Origin of the sequence: Paraburkholderia sp. LEh10 (genome assembly GCF_017814945.1) — a bacterium.
Taxonomy (GTDB): Bacteria; Pseudomonadota; Gammaproteobacteria; order Burkholderiales; family Burkholderiaceae; genus Paraburkholderia.
Genome location: NZ_JAGIPX010000024.1, coordinates 66756 through 88599 on the forward strand (window position 1 = coordinate 66756; position 21844 = coordinate 88599).

At 63.0% G+C, this 21844-nt stretch carries 18 protein-coding genes; 13 read left to right on the forward strand and 5 right to left on the reverse strand.

Annotated elements, in window-relative coordinates; all coding sequences use genetic code 11:
- Positions 1-7: 7 nt before the first annotated feature.
- On the forward strand, positions 8-967 hold the full coding sequence (locus J8I87_RS20820; RefSeq protein ID WP_209933694.1) for a transcriptional regulator GcvA: 960 nt from the start codon (positions 8-10) through the stop codon (positions 965-967).
- A gap of 30 nt (positions 968-997) precedes the next feature.
- Here J8I87_RS20820 and J8I87_RS20825 read toward each other — a convergent pair whose 3' ends face one another.
- Positions 998-1741 carry a TIGR00730 family Rossman fold protein gene (locus J8I87_RS20825; protein ID WP_209933695.1) on the reverse strand — a complete coding sequence of 248 codons (744 nt, stop codon included), beginning with the start codon at positions 1739-1741 and terminating at the stop codon, positions 998-1000.
- Position 1742: 1 nt separating this feature from the next.
- Between J8I87_RS20825 and polA the strand changes: the two genes are divergently transcribed.
- From polA to J8I87_RS20840, 3 genes are all read left to right on the forward strand, one after another.
- Positions 1743-4490 (forward strand): DNA polymerase I, encoded by a 2748-nt coding sequence (gene polA / locus J8I87_RS20830; RefSeq protein ID WP_209933696.1) that lies wholly within the window; start codon positions 1743-1745, stop codon positions 4488-4490.
- A 228-nt stretch (positions 4491-4718) separates the two neighbouring features.
- Positions 4719-6071: an NAD(P)/FAD-dependent oxidoreductase gene (locus tag J8I87_RS20835; RefSeq protein ID WP_209933697.1), complete on the forward strand. Its 1353-nt coding sequence runs from the start codon at positions 4719-4721 to the stop codon at positions 6069-6071.
- 147 nt (positions 6072-6218) lie between these two features.
- Positions 6219-7091, forward strand: a complete 873-nt coding sequence (locus J8I87_RS20840) for a dienelactone hydrolase family protein (RefSeq protein WP_209933698.1) — start codon at positions 6219-6221, stop codon at positions 7089-7091.
- A gap of 90 nt (positions 7092-7181) precedes the next feature.
- Here the strand turns inward: J8I87_RS20840 and J8I87_RS20845 are convergent, their stop codons facing one another.
- On the reverse strand, positions 7182-8051 hold the full coding sequence (locus J8I87_RS20845) for a sulfurtransferase (RefSeq protein ID WP_209933699.1): 870 nt from the start codon (positions 8049-8051) through the stop codon (positions 7182-7184).
- A gap of 123 nt (positions 8052-8174) precedes the next feature.
- A complete protein-coding gene (locus tag J8I87_RS20850; RefSeq protein ID WP_209933701.1) occupies positions 8175-9281 on the reverse strand; it encodes an aromatic ring-hydroxylating dioxygenase subunit alpha in 1107 nt (368 codons plus the stop codon).
- A gap of 286 nt (positions 9282-9567) precedes the next feature.
- Between J8I87_RS20850 and J8I87_RS20855 the strand changes: the two genes are divergently transcribed.
- The 4 genes from J8I87_RS20855 to folE2 all read left to right on the forward strand — a co-directional run bounded on the left by J8I87_RS20855 (position 9568) and on the right by folE2 (position 13711).
- Positions 9568-9885 carry an exodeoxyribonuclease VII small subunit gene (locus J8I87_RS20855; protein ID WP_209933702.1) on the forward strand — a complete coding sequence of 106 codons (318 nt, stop codon included), beginning with the start codon at positions 9568-9570 and terminating at the stop codon, positions 9883-9885.
- Positions 9882-10763, forward strand: a complete 882-nt coding sequence (locus J8I87_RS20860; RefSeq protein WP_209933703.1) for a polyprenyl synthetase family protein — start codon at positions 9882-9884, stop codon at positions 10761-10763. Before J8I87_RS20855 ends, J8I87_RS20860 begins: the two co-directional genes overlap by 4 nt.
- A gap of 95 nt (positions 10764-10858) precedes the next feature.
- On the forward strand, positions 10859-12757 hold the full coding sequence (gene dxs, locus J8I87_RS20865; protein WP_209933705.1) for a 1-deoxy-D-xylulose-5-phosphate synthase: 1899 nt from the start codon (positions 10859-10861) through the stop codon (positions 12755-12757).
- Positions 12758-12904: 147 nt separating this feature from the next.
- Complete coding sequence (gene folE2, locus J8I87_RS20870; protein WP_209933706.1) at positions 12905-13711, forward strand: GTP cyclohydrolase FolE2; 807 nt, start codon at positions 12905-12907, stop codon at positions 13709-13711.
- Between the two features lie 110 nt (positions 13712-13821).
- On the opposite strand, the gene tsaD is transcribed toward folE2, so the two are convergent.
- Complete coding sequence (gene tsaD, locus J8I87_RS20875) at positions 13822-14847, reverse strand: tRNA (adenosine(37)-N6)-threonylcarbamoyltransferase complex transferase subunit TsaD (protein WP_209933708.1); 1026 nt, start codon at positions 14845-14847, stop codon at positions 13822-13824.
- Positions 14848-14970: 123 nt separating this feature from the next.
- Between tsaD and J8I87_RS20880 the strand changes: the two genes are divergently transcribed.
- The 4 genes from J8I87_RS20880 (at position 14971) to dnaG (ending at position 19207) form a co-directional block, all read left to right on the forward strand.
- Positions 14971-16188, forward strand: a complete 1218-nt coding sequence (locus tag J8I87_RS20880) for an NAD(P)/FAD-dependent oxidoreductase (protein WP_209933710.1) — start codon at positions 14971-14973, stop codon at positions 16186-16188.
- Between the two features lie 92 nt (positions 16189-16280).
- Positions 16281-16493 carry a 30S ribosomal protein S21 gene (gene rpsU / locus J8I87_RS20885; protein ID WP_012403240.1) on the forward strand — a complete coding sequence of 71 codons (213 nt, stop codon included), beginning with the start codon at positions 16281-16283 and terminating at the stop codon, positions 16491-16493.
- A gap of 280 nt (positions 16494-16773) precedes the next feature.
- Positions 16774-17220 (forward strand): GatB/YqeY domain-containing protein, encoded by a 447-nt coding sequence (locus tag J8I87_RS20890; RefSeq protein ID WP_209933712.1) that lies wholly within the window; start codon positions 16774-16776, stop codon positions 17218-17220.
- A gap of 106 nt (positions 17221-17326) precedes the next feature.
- Positions 17327-19207, forward strand: coding sequence for a DNA primase (gene dnaG / locus J8I87_RS20895; RefSeq protein WP_209933714.1), 1881 nt, complete (start codon positions 17327-17329; stop codon positions 19205-19207).
- 74 nt (positions 19208-19281) lie between these two features.
- Here the strand turns inward: dnaG and J8I87_RS46035 are convergent, their stop codons facing one another.
- Entirely contained in the window at positions 19282-19584 is a 303-nt protein-coding gene (locus J8I87_RS46035) for a hypothetical protein (protein ID WP_313065327.1), read from the reverse strand.
- Positions 19585-19633: 49 nt separating this feature from the next.
- Here J8I87_RS46035 and rpoD point away from each other — a divergent pair, with 49 nt between their 5' ends.
- Entirely contained in the window at positions 19634-21685 is a 2052-nt protein-coding gene (gene rpoD, locus J8I87_RS20900) for an RNA polymerase sigma factor RpoD (RefSeq protein ID WP_409518782.1), read from the forward strand.
- Positions 21686-21844: the final 159 nt, after the last annotated feature.

The following is a 21844-nucleotide window of genomic DNA, read 5'->3' on the forward strand; positions in this document are numbered from 1 at the left end:
CACAAGGATGAACCGCAAGCTTCCCCCATTTGCAGCGCTGCGCGCCTTCGAGGCCGCGGCGCGGCACAACAGCTTCACGGCTGCCGCCGCCGAGCTCCATGTGACGCACGGTGCAATCAGCCGGCAAGTGTCGGCGTTCGAAAGCTGGGTCGGCGTGCAGGTGTTTGATCGCATCGGCAAGCGGGTGCGGCTGACGGAAGACGGCCGGCGCTATCTGTCGGCTGTGCAGGCGGCGTTCGACAGCATCGCTGCCGCGACCGAGCAGTTGCGCGATACGGGCGTCGTCCACGTGCTGCGCGTCAACGCGCTGCCCACGTTCGCGATGAAGTGGCTGCTGCCCAGGCTTTCGCAATTCCAGCGGATGGCGCCGAATGTCGAACTGAGGCTGGCTACATCGAATGAGCCCGTCGAAAATCTGGACAGCTTCGACGTTGCCGTGCGACGCGGACCGGCACATTGGCCCAATTGCGCGAGCGGCCAGTTTCTGGATGAAAGCGAGATGCCCGTGTGCAGTCCGGCGCTGCTAAAGCGCCTGCCGATCCACACCGCCGACGATCTCGCGCGTCACGTGCTGCTGCACGCCGATACGCGGCCGGACGCATGGCATCACTGGCTACAGGCGGCGGGCGTCAAGATGAAGTGCCGCAAGAAGCAGTCGTTCGATCATTTCTACATGGCGTTGCAGGCGGCAGTCGATGGCCTGGGCGTTGCGCTCGGACGGATGCCGCTGCTCGGCGACGAACTTGCGTCGGGGCGGCTCGTGACGCCGCTGGATGGACCGCACGTCGATGCGCGCGGCTACTGGTGGGTCGCGCGGCGCGAAGTGGCGAATGCGCCGCTCGTCGAGCAGTTCTGCCGCTGGCTCGAAGCGCAGGGGACGCAAGCCCAACACAATGACATGCAACAGACAGCGCAGCGCAAGACGCACGCCGCGTCGCGCGAGAGCGCATCGCGGATACGGCCTTGACCAGCTCCGCGATGCAAGTGCATCAGGCGATCACAAATAGAACATCCGATCCTCATCCGACTTGACGGGATGCTGCTCCGGCTCTTCGCGCTCTTCATAGAACGCGAGCACCGCTTCGAGCACCTGGTCGGGCTCGTCGATGACCTGCATCAGATTCATGTCGTCGGGATTGATGAGGCCCATCGGCACCAGCTGCGATTCGAACCACGCAAGCAGCCCCTTCCAGAACTCGGCGCCGACGAGAATGATGGGCACGTGCCGCGACTTCTTCGTTTGAATCAGTGTGAGCACTTCGGCCAGTTCGTCGAGCGTGCCGAATCCGCCGGGCATCACGATCACGGCATCCGAGTTCTTCACGAACGTGACCTTGCGTGTGAAGAAGTGACGGAAGCGCAGCGAGATGTCCTGCCACTGGTTGCCCGACTGCTCGTGCGGCAACTCGATGTTCAGCCCGACGGACGGCGCCTTGCCTGCGTGCGCGCCCTTGTTGGCCGCTTCCATGATGCCGGGGCCGCCGCCGGAGATCACCGCGAAGCCCGCGTCGGAGAGCTTGCGCGCGATCGTCGTGGCCAGTTTGTAGTATGGCGAGTTCGGCTTCAGACGCGCCGAACCATAGATGCTCACGGCTGGGCGGATCTCCGACAGGTACTCGGTCGCCTCGATAAACTCTGCCATAATCGTGAACATCTGCCACGATGCGCGGGCCTTCTTGGCTGTTGCGCGCTCTTGATCTGCGAGCGATCGCAGACTCGGAATCACTTTTCTCTTAGTCATAATGCCTGAAGAACAGAACCTGGAAGGTAAGACCCTGCTATTGGTTGACGGTTCGAGTTATCTGTACCGGGCCTACCATGCGATGCCTGATTTGCGCGGTCCCGATGGCGGGCCAACAGGTGCGCTCTACGGAATCATCAACATGCTGCGCCGTATGCGCAAGGAGGTTACGGCAGAGTATAGCGCGTGCGTGTTCGATGCCAAAGGCAAGACGTTTCGCGACGACTGGTATCCGCAATACAAGGCGAATCGTCCGTCGATGCCCGACGATCTCGCCCGGCAGATCGAGCCGATTCACATCGCGGTGCGCGCGCTCGGCTGGCCTTTGCTGATGATCGAAGGCGTCGAGGCAGACGACGTGATCGGCACGCTCGCGAAGCGCGCAGAGGCGCGCGGCATGAACGTGATCGTATCCACGGGGGACAAGGATCTGGCTCAACTCGTGACGGATCATGTCACCCTCATCAATACGATGACGAACGAGAAGCTCGACCGCGAAGCCGTAATGGGCAAGTTCGGCGTGCCGCCCGAGCGCATCGTCGACTATCTGTCGTTGATCGGCGATACCGTCGACAACGTGCCCGGCGTCGAGAAATGCGGACCGAAGACCGCGCTCAAATGGCTCACGCAATACGAAACCCTCGACGGCATCGTCGCACATGCAAGCGAAATCAAAGGTGCGGTAGGAGACAATTTGCGGCGCGCGCTCGATTTTCTGCCGATGGCGAAAAAGCTCGTCACGGTTGAAACGGACTGCGATCTGACCGAACATGTGAATTCGTTCGAAGGCACGCTCGCGACGCGCCCCGAAGCGCGCGAAGAACTGCGCGACGTCTTTACGCGTCACGGCTTCAAGACGTGGCTGCGTGAAGTCGAAATCGCCGACGCCGTCGAAGGGCCCGAGACGGATGTGCCGCCCGCGCCCACTATCGACGGCGGCGGCGAGCGCGAGTACGACACCGTGCAGACGTGGGGGCAGTTCGACGCGTGGCTCGACAGGATCAATGCCGCCGCAATCACATCGTTCGATACGGAAACCACGTCGCTCGATCCGATGACGGCGCAGATCGTCGGCATTTCGATTGCCGTTGAAGCAGGCAAGGCCGCATATATTCCGCTCGCGCATCGCGGGCCTGATGCGCCCTTGCAGTTGCCGCGCGACGAAGTGCTCGCGAAGCTCAAGCCGTGGCTCCAAAGCGCGGACAAGAAAAAAGTCGGCCAGCATTTGAAGTACGACGAACAGGTGCTCGCTAACTACGGCATTGCGATGGACGGCATCGAGCACGACACGCTTTTGCAGTCGTACGTGCTCGAATCGCATCGTCCGCACGACATGGACAACCTCGCGCTGCGCCATCTCGGCCTGAAGACGATCAAGTATGAAGACGTCGCGGGCAAGGGCGCGGCGCAGATCGGCTTCGACGAGGTCGCGCTCGACAAGGCCGCCGAATACGCGGCTGAGGACGCCGACATCACGTTGCGTCTGCATCAGGCGCTGTACCCGCAGATTGCCGCGGAAGCGCCGCTCGATCACGTGTACCGGAACATCGAAGTGCCGACCTCGCGCGTGCTGCGCAAGATGGAGCGCAACGGCGTGCTGATCGACACGGAAAAGTTGCGCGTGCAAAGCAACGAGATCGCCGCCCGTCTGATCGAGCTCGAACAGCAGGCGTACGGATTCGCGGGCGGCGAATTCAATCTCGGCTCGCCGAAGCAGATCGGACAGATCTTCTTCGAAAAGCTCGAACTGCCCGTCATCAAGAAGACGCCGAGCGGCGCGCCGTCCACCGATGAAGAAGTGCTGCAAAAGCTCGCCGAAGATTACCCGCTGCCGAAGGTGCTGCTCGAGCATCGCGGCCTGTCGAAGCTGAAGTCCACCTACACTGACAAGCTGCCGCGCATGGTCAACGCGACCACGGGCCGCGTGCATACGAACTATGCGCAGGCCGTCGCGGTGACGGGCCGGCTCGCATCGAACGATCCCAATCTGCAGAACATTCCCGTGCGCACGGGCGAAGGCCGCCGCATTCGCGAGGCGTTCATCGCGCCGCCGGGGCACAAGCTCGTGTCGGCGGACTATTCGCAGATCGAATTGCGCATCATGGCGCATATTTCCGGCGACGCAGCGCTGCTGCGCGCGTTCCAGCAAGGCGAGGACATCCACCGCGCAACGGCTTCGGAAGTGTTCAGCGTAACGCCGCTCGAAGTATCGAACGATCAGCGGCGCATTGCGAAGGTCATCAACTTCGGTCTGATCTATGGGATGAGCTCGTTCGGTCTCGCGTCGAACCTCGGCATCACGCGCGATGCGGCGAAGCTCTATATCGACCGCTATTTCGCGCGTTATCCGGGCGTGGCCGCCTATATGGAGAACACGCGTTCGAGCGCGAAGGCGAAGGGTTTCGTCGAGACTGTGTTTGGCCGGCGGCTCTGGCTGCCCGAGATCAACGGCGGCAATGGTCCGCGCCGCCAGGCCGCCGAGCGCGCGGCGATCAACGCGCCGATGCAAGGCACGGCTGCCGATCTGATCAAGATGTCGATGATCGCGGTGCAGAAGTGGATCGAAGAATCCCGCATCGGCACGCGCATGATCATGCAGGTGCACGACGAACTGATCCTCGAAGTACCGGACGAAGAGCTTTCCGACGTACGTAAGCGTTTGCCTGAACTGATGTGCGGCGTCGCGCAACTGAAGGTGCCGCTCGTCGCTGAAGTAGGCGCGGGGGCGAACTGGGAGGAAGCGCACTGACGGCGCACTGACATGTCAGTCATGCTTTGTTCAGCACACTGACACAGCATTGTTGCTTCTCCAGGTCAATGGGATAACGTCGCTCGCATGTCACAGTTGGTTTTGACGGACTTGTGACTTGTCCCGTTGCTCGCCGACAATCGATAGAACGCGAATAATAAGGCGGCCGCATGCGCGCGACGCGAGCCGCATCGACGCACAACTTATCGGTCAACACGGAGAGTTCTGATGCATCGTTTTGTCGTCGTGGGTGGTGGCGCAGGAGGTCTGGAACTGGCGACCAGGCTTGGTGATCGCTATGCGCGCAAAAAGAGCAGCAGCGGTGCTCCCCTTGCGCAGGTCACGCTGGTCGACCGTTATCCGACGCATATCTGGAAGCCATTGCTGCATGAAGTCGCGGCGGGCAGCATGGACCCGTTCACACAGGAACTCGAATACGCGGCCCAGGCGCGCTGGCACGGCTTCGAATTCCAGCAGGGCGAACTGGCCGGGCTCGACCGCACGGCCAAACGCATCACGCTCGCGCGCGTGCTCGACGACGACGGCGCGGAGCTTCTTCCTGAACGTGTTCTCGAATACGACACGCTCGTCATCGCGATCGGCAGTACGACGCATTTCTTCGGCGTGAAGGGCGCACCGGAGTGTTCGATCGCGCTCGATACCGTCCATCAGGCCGAACGTTTCCGCAAGCGCCTGATCGCCGCCTGCATGCGCGCCGAGCACCAGGCGCACGAACCCGTCGAGTCGAATCCGGGCTCGTCGCCATCGACGGAGCCGCGCATCCAGGTCGCGATTGTCGGCGGCGGCGCGACGGGCGTCGAACTGTCGGCGGAACTGCGCAATACGGCGCAGGTGCTCTCCGCCTATGGGCTGCACAAGCTCGATCCGCGTCACGACGTAGGCATCGTGTTGATCGAAGCAGGGCCGCGCATCTTGCCCGCGTTGCAGGAGCGCGTTTCGACCGCGACGGCCGAACTGCTGCAAAAGCTCGGCGTGAAGCTGATGGTCGGCGAGACCGTCGCGGAAGTCGCGCCGGGCGTCGTGCGCACGGCGAGCGGCAAGACGGTGCGTGCGGACCTGACCGTGTGGGCGGCGGGCATCAAGGCGCCGCCCGTGCTGAGCGAGCTGGACGGACTGCCGGTGAACCGGCTCGGCCAGCTCGAAGTGCGACGCACGCTGCAAACGACAATCGACGACAACATCTTCGCGCTTGGCGATTGCGCCGCGTGCCCATGGCCCGGTAACGAGCGCAACGTGCCGCCGCGCGCGCAGGCCGCGCACCAGCAGGCGAGTTTCTTGCTGCGTGCGCTCGGCAACCGGCTCGAAGGCCGGCCGCTGCCCGAGTTCACGTATCGCGACTTCGGCTCGCTGGTGTCGCTCGGGCACTTCAGCGCGGTTGGCAACCTGATGGGCGGGGTGATCGGCGGCAACATGCTGATCGAAGGGCTGTTCGCGCGCTTCATGTACATGTCGCTGTACCGGCTGCACATCGCAGCGCTGCATGGCTACGCGCGGATGGTCCTCGATACCTTCGCGCACTGGCTGCGGCGCACGACGCTGCCGCGCGTCAAGCTTCATTGATGCTTCACGGAGCGACATCGATGCTTCTGCAACGGGATACGCTTTGCGCGTATCCTTAGCGCTTCGGCGCTTACTTCCGTTCATGCAACAGGGTTCTGCTTGGCGTCTTTGCCGTTCACCCTTGTCCTTCCATCAAGGAGCGCAGCAATGCTGAAGCCAGAAGTCGACAGTCTCGTTCCACACGTTCCATTTGACCGGCGCACCTTCATCAAGGCGACGCTCGGCAGCGGCTTTGCGGCGTGCGTGCTGCCCGTGTCCGCGCAGACTATCCGCACGGACACCGACGGGCTCGAGGCGGGCGAGGTCAAGATCCAGTCGGGCGATACACAGGTGCCCGCCTATCGCGCGCAGCCGCGGGGCAGAACGCATCTGCCCGTGATCCTCGTGGTCCATGAGATTTTCGGCGTGCACGAACATATCGCAGACGTCTGCCGGCGTTTCGCGAAGCTCGGCTATCTGGCCATCGCGCCGGACCTTTATGTGCGGCAAGGCGATCCGACGAAGTATCCGTCGATGCAGCAGCTAAACGACGAGATCGTGAGCAAGGTCCCCGATTCACAGGTGCTGGCTGACCTCGACGCGACGTTCAACTGGGCCGGCAAGCATGGCGGCGATCTGAACCGGGTGGGCATCACGGGCTTTTGCTGGGGCGGTCGCATCACGTGGCTCTATGCGGAGCACAATCCGCGCTTGAAGGCGGCTGTCGCGTGGTACGGGCAAGTGGTCGGCAACCAGACGCCCGTGACGCCCGCCAATCCGATCGATCGCGTGTCCGATCTGCAGGTGCCCGTGCTCGGACTTTATGGGCGGCAGGATCAGAGCATCCCGCAGGAGTCGCTCGAGAAGATGAAGCAGGCGATTGCGCAAGGCCCGCAGGCGGGACGTGGGTCGCAGTTCGTCGTGTATGACGACGCGGGGCATGCGTTCTTTGCGGACTACCGGCCAAGCTACCGGCAGGCCGATGCAGAAGATGGCTGGCGGCGCGCGCTCGCGTGGTTCAAGGAGCACGGCGTCGGCTGAGGCTGTCGCGGCGTCGACGCTGCGGTTCGGCTTGTCCGCGAAGGGCGAAGCGAGCCGCCAGCGTCGTTGCGGGCGGGACCCGGCGAGCCTTTAGGGATTCGCCCCCGTCGCCACCGGCCGCGAGGTGTCCGAACTCCATTCGCTCCACGACCCCGGATAAAGCGCCGCACCGTGCAAGCCGGCGATTTCCATCGCCAGTGCGTTATGACATGCGGTGACACCAGAACCGCATTGCAGCACGACATGCTCGGCGGACACGCCCGGAATGACCGCGGTGAACTCGTCACGCAACGTGTGCGCGGACTTGAAGCGGCCGTCGGCCGTCAGATTGTCGACGAAGTAACGATTGCGCGCGCCGGGAATATGTCCGCCGACGCGGTCCAGCGTTTCGTTCTCGCCGCGATAGCGATCTGGCGAGCGCGCATCGAGAACCACGCGCTCCTTCGTGCCGATATTGCGCTCGACGGTCTGCGCATCGACGGTCACGGCAAGCGGGGCGCCCGCCTTGAAGTCGCCGGCTGCGTCGGGCGGCACATCTTGCGTCAGCGGCTGGCCGGCCGCCTGCCAGGCGGCGAGGCCGCCGTCCAGCAGCGCGACGGAATCGTGACCCAGCCAGCGCAACAGCCACCACAGGCGCGCGGCGTACCTGCCGTCTTGCGCATCGTAGGCGACCACTTGCTGGCCTTGCCTGAGACCGAGTCCCGCGAGCCGGTCGACCAGCTTCTGACGGTCCGGCAACGGATGGCGACCGTTGCTGCCTGTCTTCGCGCCTGACAGGTCGCGGTCGAGATGCAGATAGTGCGCTTGCGGCAGATGACCCGCCGCATAGGCTTGCTCGCCCGCCCCGGTATCGGCGAGATCGAACCGGCAATCGGCGACGAACACGGTGCCCGGCGCGGCCGACAAACGCTCGGCGAGGTTGGCTGCGGAGATCAGCGTGGTGTAATGGGTATGCGGCATGATGGCTCCTGAGAAACGACTTCGGCAGCGCCGAACGATATCTCTAGTCTAAACAAAAAAGACGGGCCGAAGCCCGTCTTTACTTGCTTGTCGCAGCGCTATCGACACGCGCGAAGGCCCGCGTCAGATCGTGCCGAGTTGCCGCCGCAGGAACTCATGGAAGTGCTGCATGCCGTCTTCCATCGGGCTCTGGTACGGCCCGACCTGTGACTCGCCCCGCTCCAGCAGCGCAAGGCGGCCGGCGTCCATGCGTTCGGCGATCTCGTCGTCTTCACGCGCCGTTTCCATATAGGCGGCGCGCTCCGCTTCGACGAACTCACGCTCGAACAGCGCGATTTCCTCTGGGTAATAGAACTCGACGACGTTGGTCGTCTTTTGAGGACCGCGCGGAATCAGCCACGACACGACGAGCACATGCGGATACCACTCGATCATGATGCCCGGGTAGTACACCATCCAGATCGCGCCGAATTCCGGCATCTTGCCTTCGCGGTAACGCAGCACTTCGTCGTGCCACTTGCGATACGTCGGGCTGCCCGGACGCGCGAGTTCGTTGTGCACGCCGACCGTCTGCACACTGTACCACTCGCCGAACTCCCACTTCAGGTCGTCGCAGTTGACGAAGCTGCCGAGGCCCGGATGGAACGGGACGACGTGATAGTCCTCCAGATAGACCTCGATGAAGGTCTTCCAGTTGTAGTTGCACTCGTGAACTTCGACGTGATCGAACATGTAGTTCGTGAAGTCGAAGTGCCTTGCCGTGCCGAGACGCACGAGATCTTTCGCGACGTCGCGGCCCTGTGCTTCGAACAGCAGACCATTCCAGCTTTGCAGCGGCGTGGCGCCGAGGTTCAGGCAGGGGTTGTCGGCGAAATGCGGCGCGCCGAGTAGCTGGCCATTCAGATCGTACGTCCAGCGGTGCAGCGGGCAGACGATGTTCTCCGTCATCCCGCGGCCGTTCAGCATGACCGCCTGACGATGGCGGCACACGTTCGACAGCAGCTCGACCTGCGACTGCTGGTTGCGCACGAGCACGCGCCCCCCGCGTTCGCTGGGCAAGGCGAAATAGTTACCCGCTTCGGGAACCATGAGTTCGTGCCCGACGTAGCGAGGACCTTTCTTGAAAAGGGTTTCGAGTTCGCGCTGGTGAAGCGTCTGGTCAAAGTAAGCCGTGACTGGCAGCTGGCTGTGGATAGCCTTGAGCTGCAATGCATTGCTCAGATTGGACATTCCCACTCCCGATGAAGACGTGAAAGCAGTGAACAACCCAACCATCGAAGATTCGATTTAGGGAGCCCGCGATTATACCCGTTTCCCCCTCGTTGGGGCGCTTAAGTACCTGATTTCGGTTAAAAATGTCACCGAAGTTCGCGATTTCCAGCCGCAAACATTAGATTTTTTTTTATCTCGGGTAGTGTTGCGCAAGCGTCGCGCCAGCACCGGTCGGTGCGCTTCCAGGTCGAAATTGTTGCTTTTGCCGTAGAATGTCCGACTTGTTTTAATTTTGCGACGATTCATGGCGAAGACCGCTTCGACGGATACGGCTGGTTTGTCCCCCACCAGCGCAGAAGGTTCCGACAATACGCCGCTGCCCGAAAGCTACGAGGCGGCGCTGGCGGAGCTGGAAGAGCTTGTCGGACGGATGGAAGGCGGCAGCCTCAACTTGGAAGAGTCGCTGGCGGCATACCGGCGCGGCTCCGTGCTCGTGGCATTCTGCCAGCAACAGCTCGAAAAGGTGGAGCAGCAGGTGCGCGTCCTGGATGGCGAGACGCTCAAGCCGCTTCCCGTGAATACAGCAGGTACAACCGCTGCCGACAGCGGAGACGATCTATGACCTTCGAACAATGGATGCGCTCGGTGCTGGACCGCGTAGAGGGCGCACTCGAACAATACCTGCCGGCGGAATCGACTGAGCCGGCAACGCTGCATCAAGCGATGCGCTATGCCGTGCTGGGCGGCGGCAAGCGGGTACGCCCGCTGCTCTGTCATGCAGCAGGCGAACTGACGGGCGCGAAGGCGGAGTGCCTCGACGCGGCATCGGCGGCGCTGGAGATGATTCACGTCTATTCGCTCGTGCACGACGACATGCCCTGCATGGACGATGACGAATTGCGCCGCGGCAAGCCCACGGTGCACGTCAAGTACGACGAACCGACGGCGCTTCTCGTCGGCGACGCATTGCAGTCGCAGGCCTTCGTTGCGCTGACTTCGGATGTGCTCGCGCCCGCGCAGCAGGCCGCGCTGGTGCGCGAACTGGCGCTGGCGAGCGGCTCGATCGGCATGGCGGGCGGCCAGGCGATCGATCTCGCGAGCGTCGGCCATACGTTGACGCGTGCGCAACTGGAAACGATGCACCGCCTGAAGACGGGCGCGCTGCTGCGCGCCGCCGTGCGCATGGGCGCGCTGACAGGCGAAACGCCCGATGCAAAGACGCTGCAGGCGCTCGATGCCTATTCCGCTGCCGTGGGCCTCGCGTTCCAGGTCGTCGACGACATTCTCGACGTCACGACTGATTCCGCGACGCTCGGCAAGACGGCCGGCAAAGACGCGAAGGACGGCAAGCCGACCTATGTGTCGATCATCGGGCTCGACGCTTCGCGGGCGCTGGCCGCGCAGTTGCGCAGCGACGCGCACGATGCACTCGCATCTTTTGGCGCCCGCGCGCAGCGGCTCGCCGAGTTGGCCGACCTCGTGGTGAACCGGGTCAGCTGAAGTAGCTGTAACGCGAAAGCCCGCCGCCCGCACAAGGCTTTTAGGTGTGCGCGAAGGAAGTGCGGGCGCGTAAGTTTTCCTACAATGGAACGACGATGTACGACTTGCTGAAAACCATTGACGACCCCGCGGACCTGCGCCGCCTCGATCGCCGCCAGTTGCAACCGCTTGCCGACGAGTTGCGTGCCTTTGTGCTCGACAGCGTCTCGCAGACGGGCGGCCACCTGTCGTCCAACCTCGGCACGGTCGAACTGACGATCGCGCTGCATTACGTGTTCGACACGCCGCGCGATCGCATCGTCTGGGACGTGGGTCATCAGACCTATCCTCACAAGATTCTGACGGGCCGCCGCGACCAGATGCATACGCTGCGTCAGCTCGGCGGCATCTCCGGTTTCCCGCGCCGCGACGAATCGACGTACGACACGTTCGGCACGGCGCACTCGAGCACGTCGATCTCGGCGGCGCTCGGCATGGCGATCGGCAGCAAACTGCGCGGCGAAGACCGCTTCGCGATCGCCGTGATCGGCGACGGCGCGATGACGGCGGGCATGGCCTTCGAGGCAATGAACAACGCGGGTGTCGAGGACGACGTGCCGCTGCTCGTCATCCTCAACGACAACGACATGTCGATCTCGCCGCCCGTCGGCGCTCTCAACCGCCATCTCGCGCGGCTGATGTCGGGTCGCTTCTACGCGGCTGCGCGCGCGGGCGTCGAACGCGTGCTGCGCCACGCACCGCCTGTGCTGGACCTCGCGCGCAAGCTCGAAGAGCACGCGAAGGGCATGATCGTTCCGGCGACGCTGTTCGAAGAGTTCGGCTTCAACTACATCGGACCGATCGACGGTCACGACCTCGATTCGCTGATCCCGACGCTGCAGAACATCAAGGAACTGCGTGGCCCGCAATTCCTGCATGTCGTCACGAAGAAAGGCCAGGGCTACAAGCTGGCCGAGGCCGACCCGGTGCTGTACCACGGTCCCGGCAAGTTCAATCCGGCTGAAGGCATCAAGCCGTCGGCTACGCCCGCCAAGAAGACCTACACGCAGGTCTTCGGCGAATGGCTGTGCGACGCCGCGGAACTCGATTCGCGAGTGGTCGGCATCACGCCCGCGATGCGCGAAGGCTCGGGCATGGTCGAGTTCGAAAAGCGCTTCCCGGATCGCTACTACGATGTCGGCATCGCCGAGCAGCATGCGGTGACGTTCGCGGCCGGCCTCGCGACGGAAGGGCTCAAGCCCGTCGTTGCGATCTACTCGACGTTCCTGCAACGCGCGTACGACCAGCTGATCCACGACGTCGCGCTGCAAAATCTGCCCGTTGTGTTCGCAATCGATCGCGCGGGTCTCGTCGGCGCGGACGGCGCGACGCACGCGGGCGCATATGACCTCGCGTTCATGCGTTGCATCCCGAACATGACAGTGATGGCCGCGTCGGACGAAAACGAATGCCGCCAGATGCTGTACACGGCGCTGCAGCAGCCGAATCCGACGGCCGTCCGCTATCCGCGCGGCGCGGGCACGGGCGTGGCGACGGTCAAGCAGATGGCCGCGATTCCGCTCGGCAAGGGTGAGATTCGCCGCCAGTCGACGCAGCCGGCAGGCAAGCGCATCGCGATTCTCGCGTTCGGTACGATGGTCGCGCCGGCGCTCGCGGCAGCGGAACAACTCGACGCGACGGTTGCGAACATGCGCTTCGTGAAGCCGCTCGACGCGGACCTCGTGCGCGAACTGGCGGAGACGCATGATGCGCTCGTCACGGTCGAAGAAGGCTGCGTCATGGGCGGCGCGGGCTCGGCCTGCGTGGAAGCCATGATGGAGAGTGGGGTTATCCGGCCCGTACTACAATTGGGCCTTCCCGATCGCTTCATCGATCACGGAGATCCCGCCAAGTTGCTGGCGTCGTGCGGCCTCGACGCCGTGGGCATCGCGAAGTCCATCCGCGAGCGATTTGTGGAACACGCGAGCGGCAAGTCCGTGAAGCGCGTCGCTTAACATAGCGGGCTGTCAGGAACGAAGACGCGGTCCGTTGCATCTACTCGAATATGAATCGGCGGGTCGGGTACCCGCTGTGCTCCGCCGGCGCATGCCGGCGGTTGTCATTTTGCGCGTCGATTAGCGCTGTCAGTTGAGGATAAGAAGATGAACCAGATGAACCCCGCCTTTGTGATGCCCGACGTGCAAAGCACGGTCGACACCCGGCAGATCCCGATTCAGCGGGTCGGCGTGAAGGCGGTGCGTCATCCATTGACCGTCCGCGCGGCGGACGGCAGCGTTCAGCCGACCATCGGCACGTGGAATCTCGATGTGCATCTGCCCGCCGAGGCGAAGGGCACGCACATGTCGCGCTTCGTGGCGCTGCTCGAAGAGAACGACGCGCCGTTAGGTTCGGCGGCGTTGCGCGCGATGCTCGCATCGATGCTGGAGAAGCTCGAGGCGCCCGCGGGGCGCATCGAGGTGGCGTTTCCGTACTTCGTCAACAAGACGGCACCCGTGTCGGGCGTGCAAAGTCTGCTGGACTACGAAGTGACGTTGACGGCCGATTCGCGCAACGGCGTGATGCGTCTGTTCCTGAAGGTCATGGTGCCGGTCACGAGCCTGTGTCCGTGCTCGAAGAAGATCTCACAGTATGGCGCGCACAATCAGCGCTCGCACGTGACGATCAATGCCGAGTTCGTCGACCATGTGCCTGTCGAAGACCTGATTCGTATCGCGGAAGAGGAAGCGTCGTGTGAGCTGTGGGGCTTGCTCAAGCGGCCCGATGAGAAGTTCGTGACTGAGCGTGCCTACGAAAATCCGAAGTTCGTCGAGGACCTGGTGCGCGATGTCGCGCAGCGTCTGAACGCCGATTCGCGGATCGTCGCGTATGTGCTTGAAGCGGAGAACTTCGAGTCGATCCACAATCACAGCGCGTATGCGGTGATTGAGAAGGACAAGCGCACGGCTTGAGGGGCTTGAGAGGTTCGCTCTTGCGCTGGGCGGGCAAGGCGAACCGCGTCGCGGGCGCCAGCGCGAAAAAGGCAAAAAGCCGGACGGCAGCGCTCGTGCCGCGAGGCCTCTCACCCCGCCAGCGACCCCAGATCCCAGCGCGGCTTCACGGTGAACGCGTAATCGTTGGCGGCCTGTGCGGGCCAACGTTGCAGCCGCAGCGCGCCCGCAAGCGCGATCATCGCGCCGTTGTCCGTGCACAGCGACAGGTCCGGGTAGTGCACATCGAAACCGCGCTTTTTCGCAGCCGCCGACAGCGCCTCGCGCAACTGCCGGTTCGCGCCGACACCGCCCGCCACCACGAGACGCCTGAGCTTCGTTTTCTTGAGCGCCGCGAGCGACTTGGCGGCCAGCACCTCGACGGCCGCATCGACGAAGCCGCGCGCGAGATCCGCCTTGGCCTGCTCGCAGACATTGCTGCCGAGCTTCTTCATGTGCGTCAGCACGGCCGTTTTCAGGCCGCTGAAGCTGAAATCGAGGTCGCCGGAATGCAGCATCGGACGAGGCAGCGAGACGGCGCCCGGCGTGCCGAACTCCGCGAGGCGCGACACTTCCGGCCCGCCCGGATAGCCGAGGCCGAGCAGCTTTGCAGTCTTGTCGAAGGCTTCGCCGGCGGCGTCGTCGAGCGTTTCGCCGAGCGTCTCGTAGACGCCGACGTCCGTGACCCGCATCAGCTGCGTATGGCCGCCCGACACGAGCAGCGCGACGAACGGAAACGGCGGCGGCTCGTCGACGAGCAGCGGCGACAGCAAATGCCCTTCCAGATGATGAATGCCGATGGTCGGCTTGTTCCACGCCATCGCCAGCGAATTGGCGATGCTCGCGCCGACCAGCAGCGCGCCCGCGAGCCCCGGACCTTGCGTGTAGGCGATCGCGTCGATGTCGCCGCGCGCGGCGCCCGAACTCTCCAGCACTTCTTCGAGCAGCGGCAGCGCGCGCCGGATATGGTCGCGCGACGCCAGTTCCGGCACGACGCCGCCGTATTCGCGATGCATTGCGATCTGTGAATGCAGCGCGTGCGCAAGCAGGCCGCGCCCGGTGTCATAGAGCGCGAGGCCGGTTTCGTCGCAGGAGCTTTCAATGCCGAGAACGAGCATGATTTGACCGCCGGTCGGGCGCCGAAAAGCGCGCCTGAATCATCAGAAAAGGAACCTGAAAGTATAGCAGCGCGGACCTTGCGGCGTCCGGCCTGCCGGTTGCGCCGGTTACAATGCAGCCCCATGGAATCCTTCGATATCGCCGTAATCGGCGCGGGCGCGGCGGGCATGATGTGCGCATCGGTGGCGGGCCAACTTGGCCGGCGCGTCGCGCTGATCGACCACGCGGTGCGCCTTGCCGAAAAAATCCGCATTTCGGGCGGCGGCCGGTGCAACTTCACGAATCTGTACGCGGGGCCTGCCAACTATCTGTCGGCGAATCCGCATTTTTGCCGCTCGGCGCTCGCGCGTTATACGCCGCGCGATTTCATGGCGCTGCTCAAACAGTACCGTGTGACCTGGCATGAGAAGCACAAGGGCCAACTGTTCTGCGACCAGTCGAGCGATGCCGTCATCGACGTGCTCAAGAGCGAATGTGACGCGGGCAATGTCGCGTGGCGCAGGCCGCTCGCCGTCGAACAGGTGCGGCACGCCGGTTCCGACGGCTTCACGCTGGATACCCGGAACGGTCCCATCCGCGCCCGCGCGCTCGTGATCGCGACGGGCGGATTGTCGATTCCAAAGATCGGCGCGACCGATTTCGCCTATCGCGTCGCGAAACAGTTCGGGCACAAGCTGATCGACACGCGCCCCGCGCTCGTGCCGCTGACGTTCGCTCATGCGGACTGGCAGCCGTTTTCGGAGCTGTCGGGCGTGTCGCTGGAGGTGCATCTGGCGACGGGCGTGAAGAAATCGGGTGGCGAGTTCGTCGAAGACCTGCTGCTCACGCATCGCGGGCTGTCCGGCCCGGGCGTGCTGCAGATTTCGAGCTACTGGCAGCCGGGCGAGCCCGTGCACATCAATCTGCTGCCCGAACGGGATGCTGTCGCCGCACTGCTGGAGGCGAAGAGCACGACGAAGCGGCAGATCGCGAATCTGCTCGCCGAATGGGTGCCCGCGCGCCTTGCGCACGTCTGGCTTCAGACCCACGACGTGCCCGCCGACGCGCGTCTGGCCGATCTGCCGGACAAGGCGCTGAGGCGGGTCGGTGAAGCGCTGTCGCGCTGGACACTCACGCCGAACGGGACCGAAGGCTACAAGAAGGCCGAGGTGACGCGCGGCGGCGTCGATACGCGCGAGTTGTCATCCGCGACGATGATGAGCGCGCGCGTGCCCGGCCTCTACTTCATCGGCGAGGCCGTCGACGTGACAGGCTGGCTCGGCGGCTACAACTTCCAGTGGGCGTGGGCATCCGGCGTGGCGGCCGGCCAGGCTGCGGCGGAATACGTCGGAAACGCATAGCGGTGGCACGGGAAAGGGGGTTGACACTGCCATGCTATTGTGCGAAACAGCTGCTATACTTTCCAATCTTTGCCAAGCTCCGTTATTGAAAGATGACGACCATTCGCGTAAAAGAAAACGAGCCATTTGAAGTCGCGATGCGCCGGTTCAAGCGCACGATCGAAAAGAACGGTCTCTTGACTGAACTTCGTGCGCGAGAGTTTTACGAAAAGCCGACGTCGGAGCGTAAGCGGAAAAAAGCGGCTGCGGTGAAGCGCCATTTCAAGCGCCTGCGCAGCCAGCAACTGCCCAAGAAGTTTTATTGATTCAACGTGAAGTCGCGGCTCTCGCCCAGCGTTTCCAGCGAAAGCGGCGGTTCACATCAGGTGACGGCGCGGGAGTGTGCCGGCGCTTGCGGCAGCCGGTCCCGAAAGCCTCAATGGCCCGAAGGCCGCTTCGGTCAAAGCCCTGCAAGGCCGCATCCAGGTGCACGGATTCACCGCGTATTTGGCACTAACCCGCTTGAGGAACGATCCCAAGCGGGTTTTTGCGCTCTGCACTGCGTCTTCACCCGTTTTTTTCAAACCCCACGCATTCAGGTGAACGATGAGTCTCAAGGTCCGAATCAACGACGACATGAAAGCAGCGATGCGCGCGCGCGAAACCGAGCGTCTCGGCACGATCCGTCTGCTGCTCGCTGCAATCAAGCAGCGTGAAGTCGACGAGCGCGTGGAGCTCGATGACGCCGGCGTGACAGCCGTCGTCGACAAGATGATCAAGCAGCGCAAGGACTCGATCGCGCAGTTCGAAACCGCCGGCCGCACTGATCTCGTCGAAAAAGAAAAGGCCGAACTTGACGTGCTGATCGCGTACATGCCGGCACAGCTGTCGGATGCGGAGATCACGGCCGAAGTGCAGGCCGCCGTCGCGCAGGTCGGCGCTGCCGGTCCGCAGGACATGGGCAAGGTGATGGGCGTGCTGAAGCCGAAGCTTGCGGGCCGCGCCGACATGACGGCCGTCTCAGCGCAAGTCAAGGCTGCGCTGTCGAAATAAGCCGATTTCGCCTTTTGCCGCGCGCGTGTCCGTTTTTCCGGCTGCGCGCACGGTCTGCTGCGTCTCATCCAAGGTGCCACACTCCTTTTAAGGCTGCGTCTCCACTGTGATCCCGCATTCCTTTCTGCAAGATCTGCTGAACCGCGTCGATATCGTCGACGTGGTCGGCAGGTACGTGCAGCTGAAAAAGGGCGGTGCGAACTTCATGGGACTCTGCCCGTTCCACAACGAAAAGAGTCCTTCGTTCACCGTTAGTCCGACTAAGCAGTTCTATCATTGCTTCGGTTGCGGCGCGCATGGCACGGCAATCGGCTTTCTGATGGAGCACGCCGGGCTGTCCTTTCCTGAAGCCGTCAACGAACTGGCGCAGTCCGTCGGTCTGACCGTGCCGCAGGAGCCTTCGCCGATGCGCGGCGGCGCGGGCGGTGGCGGCGGCAGCGAAGGCCATGCGCCCGCTGTCTCGAAGGCGGTCACGACGGCGCTTTCCGACGTCATGCAGACCGCCTGCGATTACTATCGCACCCAGTTGCGCGGCGCGCCGAACGCGGTCCAGTACCTGAAAAAGCGCGGCCTTACCGGCGAGATAGCGAAACGCTTCGGCCTCGGCTATGCGCCCGACGGCTGGCAGAACCTCGAGTCCGCCTTTTCCAACTATCGGGACGACGCGCTCGTCGAGGCGGGCCTCGTGATCGTCAGCGAGAAGTCCGATGCTCAGGGCCAGAACCGCCGCTACGACCGCTTCCGCGAACGCGTCATGTTCCCGATCCGCAATGTGAAAGGCCAGGTGATCGGCTTTGGCGGGCGGGTGCTGGACGGCGGCGAGCCCAAATATTTGAATTCGCCCGAAACGCCTTTATTTAACAAAGGCAGCGAGCTGTACGGCCTCTTCGAGGCGCGGCTCGCGATCCGCGAACAGCGCTATGTGCTGGTCGTCGAAGGGTATATGGACGTGGTTGCGCTCGCCCAATTGGGCTTCGAGAATGCGGTGGCGACGCTGGGCACCGCCTGCACGCCGATTCATGTGCAGAAACTGATGCGGCAGACGGACACCGTGGTGTTCAGCTTCGACGGCGATTCTGCCGGCCGGCGCGCCGCGCGCCGCGCGCTCGACGCATGTCTGCCGCACGCCGCCGACAACCGCACGATCCGCTTCCTGTTCCTGCCTGCGGAACACGATCCCGACAGCTATGTCCGCGAATTCGGCGCCGACGCCTTCGCCGAGCAGGTGCGCCGCGCGATGCCGCTTTCGCAGTTCCTGCTGAACGAAGTGCTGGCGGGCAAGGAGCTCGATCAGCCCGAGGGCCGCGCGCGGGCGCTTTTCGACGCGAAGCCGCTGTTGCAGATGCTGCCGGCTAACGCGCTGCGCGCGCAGATCATGCATATGTTCGCGGACCGGCTCGATGTGCCGTTCGATGAAGTGGCGGCGCTGTGCGAAGTCGATGCGCGGATCGCGGCTGTAGCACGCAGCGCGCCCGCTCGCAAGGATCGCCGCAGCGTGACGGGCATCGAACAGCGGGCGCTGAGGAATCTGGTGATGCACCCGCGCATCGTCGCGGTGCTGGACGAAGAGCAGGAGCAGGCGTTGCTGACGGTCACGCGCCACGGCGAACTGTTCGAGGAAGTGACGACGCATGCGCGCGGGCTCGGCGATACGGCCGAATTTCAATTGCTTTCCGACCTGTTGCGAAACGGCGCCAACGCCCCCACGTTCGAGGAAATCTTCCGGGAAATTCTGGACTATGATGAAAACGTTCGGGATCTGCTGTTGAAGAATCCCGAAGACGCGACCGTCGCGGAAGAGCGCCGTGAACACGAGCGTCTTGCCGGAGAGGAATTGAAGGCCGCCATTCTGAAGATGCGTTACGACGCATATTGCGAGCGGCTGGATCATTTGTCGCGTCAGTCGAGGCACACCCCCGAGGAGTTTTCGGAATTGACTGACTTGATGAAGAAGCGTGCTGACATGAAGCGTCAGCTCGGGCAGTGACAGGGAAGGGCTGAAACCCGGGTGCTATAATAAAAGGTTTTCAGCGGTTTTGTTTTTCTCCAGGCAAAAGGCGATTAAAAGGCGATTGCAATGGTAAAGACTACAGGCGGAAAAAAAGCGACAGGCGTAGGCTCGGACGAGCCGAAAAAGACCACTAGGGTTAGCGCAGTCAGATCGGCTCCTTCCGCCCCAGAAACGTCTGCCGAGACCGCCACGCCAGTTGCCCGGAAAAAAGCCTCGACCTCTTCGGCCGCGCGAGCGGCATCGGTGACCTCGAAGTCGGTGGCATCGGTCGCGAGGCGGCAAGGAGTCAGAAGCGAAAGGGAAGCGGATGTCGCGCAGGACGATGCGGCTCCCCGCGAGTCTTTGGTATCCACGGTTCAACCGGCTGCCGTCCAGCAGCCGGCAGTCGAGACTACAGCCGGTATGGCGAACTCCATGACGAAAAAGCTGAACGAAGTACCCGTCGATGACGACGCAGCCCAGAGCGAAGAAGCAACCCCCGCTCAGGGCAAAGGCGAAAAGGCCAAGGCACGCGACCGCCGCGCAAAGGAGAAGGCGCTGCTGAAGGACGCGTTCGCGTCTTCGCAGCCGGGCACCGTCGAGGAGCTTGAAGAGCGCCGTTCGAAACTGCGTGCGCTGATCAAGCTCGGCAAGGAGCGTGGCTTCCTGACCTACGGCGAAATCAACGACCACCTCCCGGACAACTTCACGGAAACCGAGGCGATCGAAGGCATCATCAGCACGTTCAACGACATGGGTGTCGCCGTCTACGAGCAGGCGCCCGATGCCGAAACGCTGCTCCTGAACGACAACGCGCCTAACGCTTCGTCGGACGACGAAGTGGAAGAGGAAGCGGAAGTCGCGCTTTCCACTGTCGACTCCGAATTCGGTCGCACGACCGACCCGGTGCGCATGTACATGCGCGAAATGGGCACGGTCGAGCTGCTCACGCGTGAAGGCGAAATCGAAATCGCGAAGCGCATCGAGGACGGCCTGAAGCATATGGTGATGGCCATCTCCGCTTGCCCGACCACGATCGCCGACATTCTCGCGATGGCTGAGCGCGTGGCGAACGAAGAGATCCGTATCGACGAGCTCGTCGATGGCCTGATCGATGCGAACGCGGAAGATACCGACGGCTTCTCCGAACAGGAAGCCGAGGCGATCGAGAACGAAGACGAAGAAGAGGAAGAGGCGGACGAAGAAGAAGAGGAAGACGACGATGGCGCTGCGCAAGCGACGGCCAACGCCGCCCAGCTCGAAGAACTGAAGCGTCTGTCGCTCGAGAAATTCGCGCTGATCAGCGAATGGTTCGACAAGATGCGCCGCGCGTTCGAAAAGGAAGGCTACAAGTCGAAGTCCTACCTGAAGGCGCAGGAAACCATTCAGGAAGAGCTGATGATGATCCGCTTCACCGCGCGTACCGTCGAGCGTCTGTGCGACACGCTGCGCGCGCAGGTGGACGAAGTGCGCCAGGTCGAGCGTCAGATCCTGCACACGGTGGTCGACAAGTGCGGCATGCCGCGTGCCGAGTTCATCGCGCGCTTCCCCGGCAACGAAACGGACCTCGAATGGGCCGACAAGATCGTCGCCGAAAGCCATCCGTACAGCGCGATCCTGTCGCGTAACGTGCCGGCTATCCGCGAGCAGCAGCAGCGTCTGCTCGACCTGCAGGCACGCGTCGTGCTGCCGCTGAAGGACCTGAAGGAAACCAACCGTCAAATGGCCGCGGGCGAGCTCAAGGCGCGTCAGGCGAAGCGCGAAATGACGGAAGCAAACCTGCGCCTCGTGATCTCGATTGCGAAGAAGTACACGAACCGTGGCCTGCAGTTCCTCGACCTGATCCAGGAAGGCAACATCGGCCTGATGAAGGCCGTGGACAAGTTCGAATATCGCCGTGGCTACAAGTTCTCGACGTACGCGACGTGGTGGATCCGTCAGGCCATCACGCGTTCGATCGCAGACCAGGCGCGCACGATCCGCATTCCGGTTCACATGATCGAAACGATCAACAAGATGAACCGCATCTCGCGTCAGATTCTGCAGGAAACCGGCCTCGAACCGGATCCGGCGACGCTGGCCGAGAAGATGGAGATGCCGGAAGACAAGATCCGCAAGATCATGAAGATCGCGAAGGAACCGATCTCGATGGAAACGCCGATCGGCGACGACGACGATTCGCATCTCGGCGATTTCATCGAAGATACGAACACGGTTGCGCCGTCGGACGCTGCATTGCACGCCAGCATGCGCGATGTCGTGAAGGACGTGCTCGATTCGCTGACGCCGCGCGAAGCGAAGGTTCTGCGCATGCGTTTCGGCATTGAAATGAGCACCGACCATACGCTGGAAGAAGTCGGCAAGCAGTTCGACGTGACGCGTGAGCGTATCCGTCAGATCGAGGCAAAGGCGTTGCGCAAGCTGCGTCACCCGAGCCGTTCGGACAAGCTGAAATCGTTCCTCGAAGGGAACTGATCGAGCTTGGTCGCGGGCTTGTAGCAGTATGCCAGGGCTTCCCGATCGTTTTGTTCAGCGAAGCGATCCCGGAAGCCCTTTTTTCGTGTAGTATGTCGGCCAATCAATGGACAGGCCCGGCCTTCAGACCGGGTCTTTTTGTTGGTCGCCTTTGCTGAT

What these genes read in the sequence shown, in the direction of transcription:
- dxs (WP_209933705.1), top strand. Translation starts at nt 10,859, where the DNA reads ATGTACGACTTGCTGAAAACCATTGACGACCCCGCGGACCTGCGCCGC.
- J8I87_RS20845 (WP_209933699.1), bottom strand. Translation starts at nt 8,051, where the DNA reads ATGCCGCATACCCATTACACCACGCTGATCTCCGCAGCCAACCTCGCC.
- J8I87_RS20825 (WP_209933695.1), bottom strand. Translation starts at nt 1,741, where the DNA reads ATGACTAAGAGAAAAGTGATTCCGAGTCTGCGATCGCTCGCAGATCAA.
- J8I87_RS20860 (WP_209933703.1), top strand. Translation starts at nt 9,882, where the DNA reads ATGACCTTCGAACAATGGATGCGCTCGGTGCTGGACCGCGTAGAGGGC.
- J8I87_RS20880 (WP_209933710.1), top strand. Translation starts at nt 14,971, where the DNA reads ATGGAATCCTTCGATATCGCCGTAATCGGCGCGGGCGCGGCGGGCATG.
- J8I87_RS20840 (WP_209933698.1), top strand. Translation starts at nt 6,219, where the DNA reads ATGCTGAAGCCAGAAGTCGACAGTCTCGTTCCACACGTTCCATTTGAC.
- polA (WP_209933696.1), top strand. Translation starts at nt 1,743, where the DNA reads ATGCCTGAAGAACAGAACCTGGAAGGTAAGACCCTGCTATTGGTTGAC.
- J8I87_RS20855 (WP_209933702.1), top strand. Translation starts at nt 9,568, where the DNA reads ATGGCGAAGACCGCTTCGACGGATACGGCTGGTTTGTCCCCCACCAGC.
- J8I87_RS20850 (WP_209933701.1), bottom strand. Translation starts at nt 9,281, where the DNA reads ATGTCCAATCTGAGCAATGCATTGCAGCTCAAGGCTATCCACAGCCAG.
- J8I87_RS20835 (WP_209933697.1), top strand. Translation starts at nt 4,719, where the DNA reads ATGCATCGTTTTGTCGTCGTGGGTGGTGGCGCAGGAGGTCTGGAACTG.
- rpoD (WP_409518782.1), top strand. Translation starts at nt 19,634, where the DNA reads ATGGCGAACTCCATGACGAAAAAGCTGAACGAAGTACCCGTCGATGAC.
- tsaD (WP_209933708.1), bottom strand. Translation starts at nt 14,847, where the DNA reads ATGCTCGTTCTCGGCATTGAAAGCTCCTGCGACGAAACCGGCCTCGCG.
- J8I87_RS20890 (WP_209933712.1), top strand. Translation starts at nt 16,774, where the DNA reads ATGAGTCTCAAGGTCCGAATCAACGACGACATGAAAGCAGCGATGCGC.
- folE2 (WP_209933706.1), top strand. Translation starts at nt 12,905, where the DNA reads ATGAACCAGATGAACCCCGCCTTTGTGATGCCCGACGTGCAAAGCACG.
- rpsU (WP_012403240.1), top strand. Translation starts at nt 16,281, where the DNA reads ATGACGACCATTCGCGTAAAAGAAAACGAGCCATTTGAAGTCGCGATG.
- J8I87_RS20820 (WP_209933694.1), top strand. Translation starts at nt 8, where the DNA reads ATGAACCGCAAGCTTCCCCCATTTGCAGCGCTGCGCGCCTTCGAGGCC.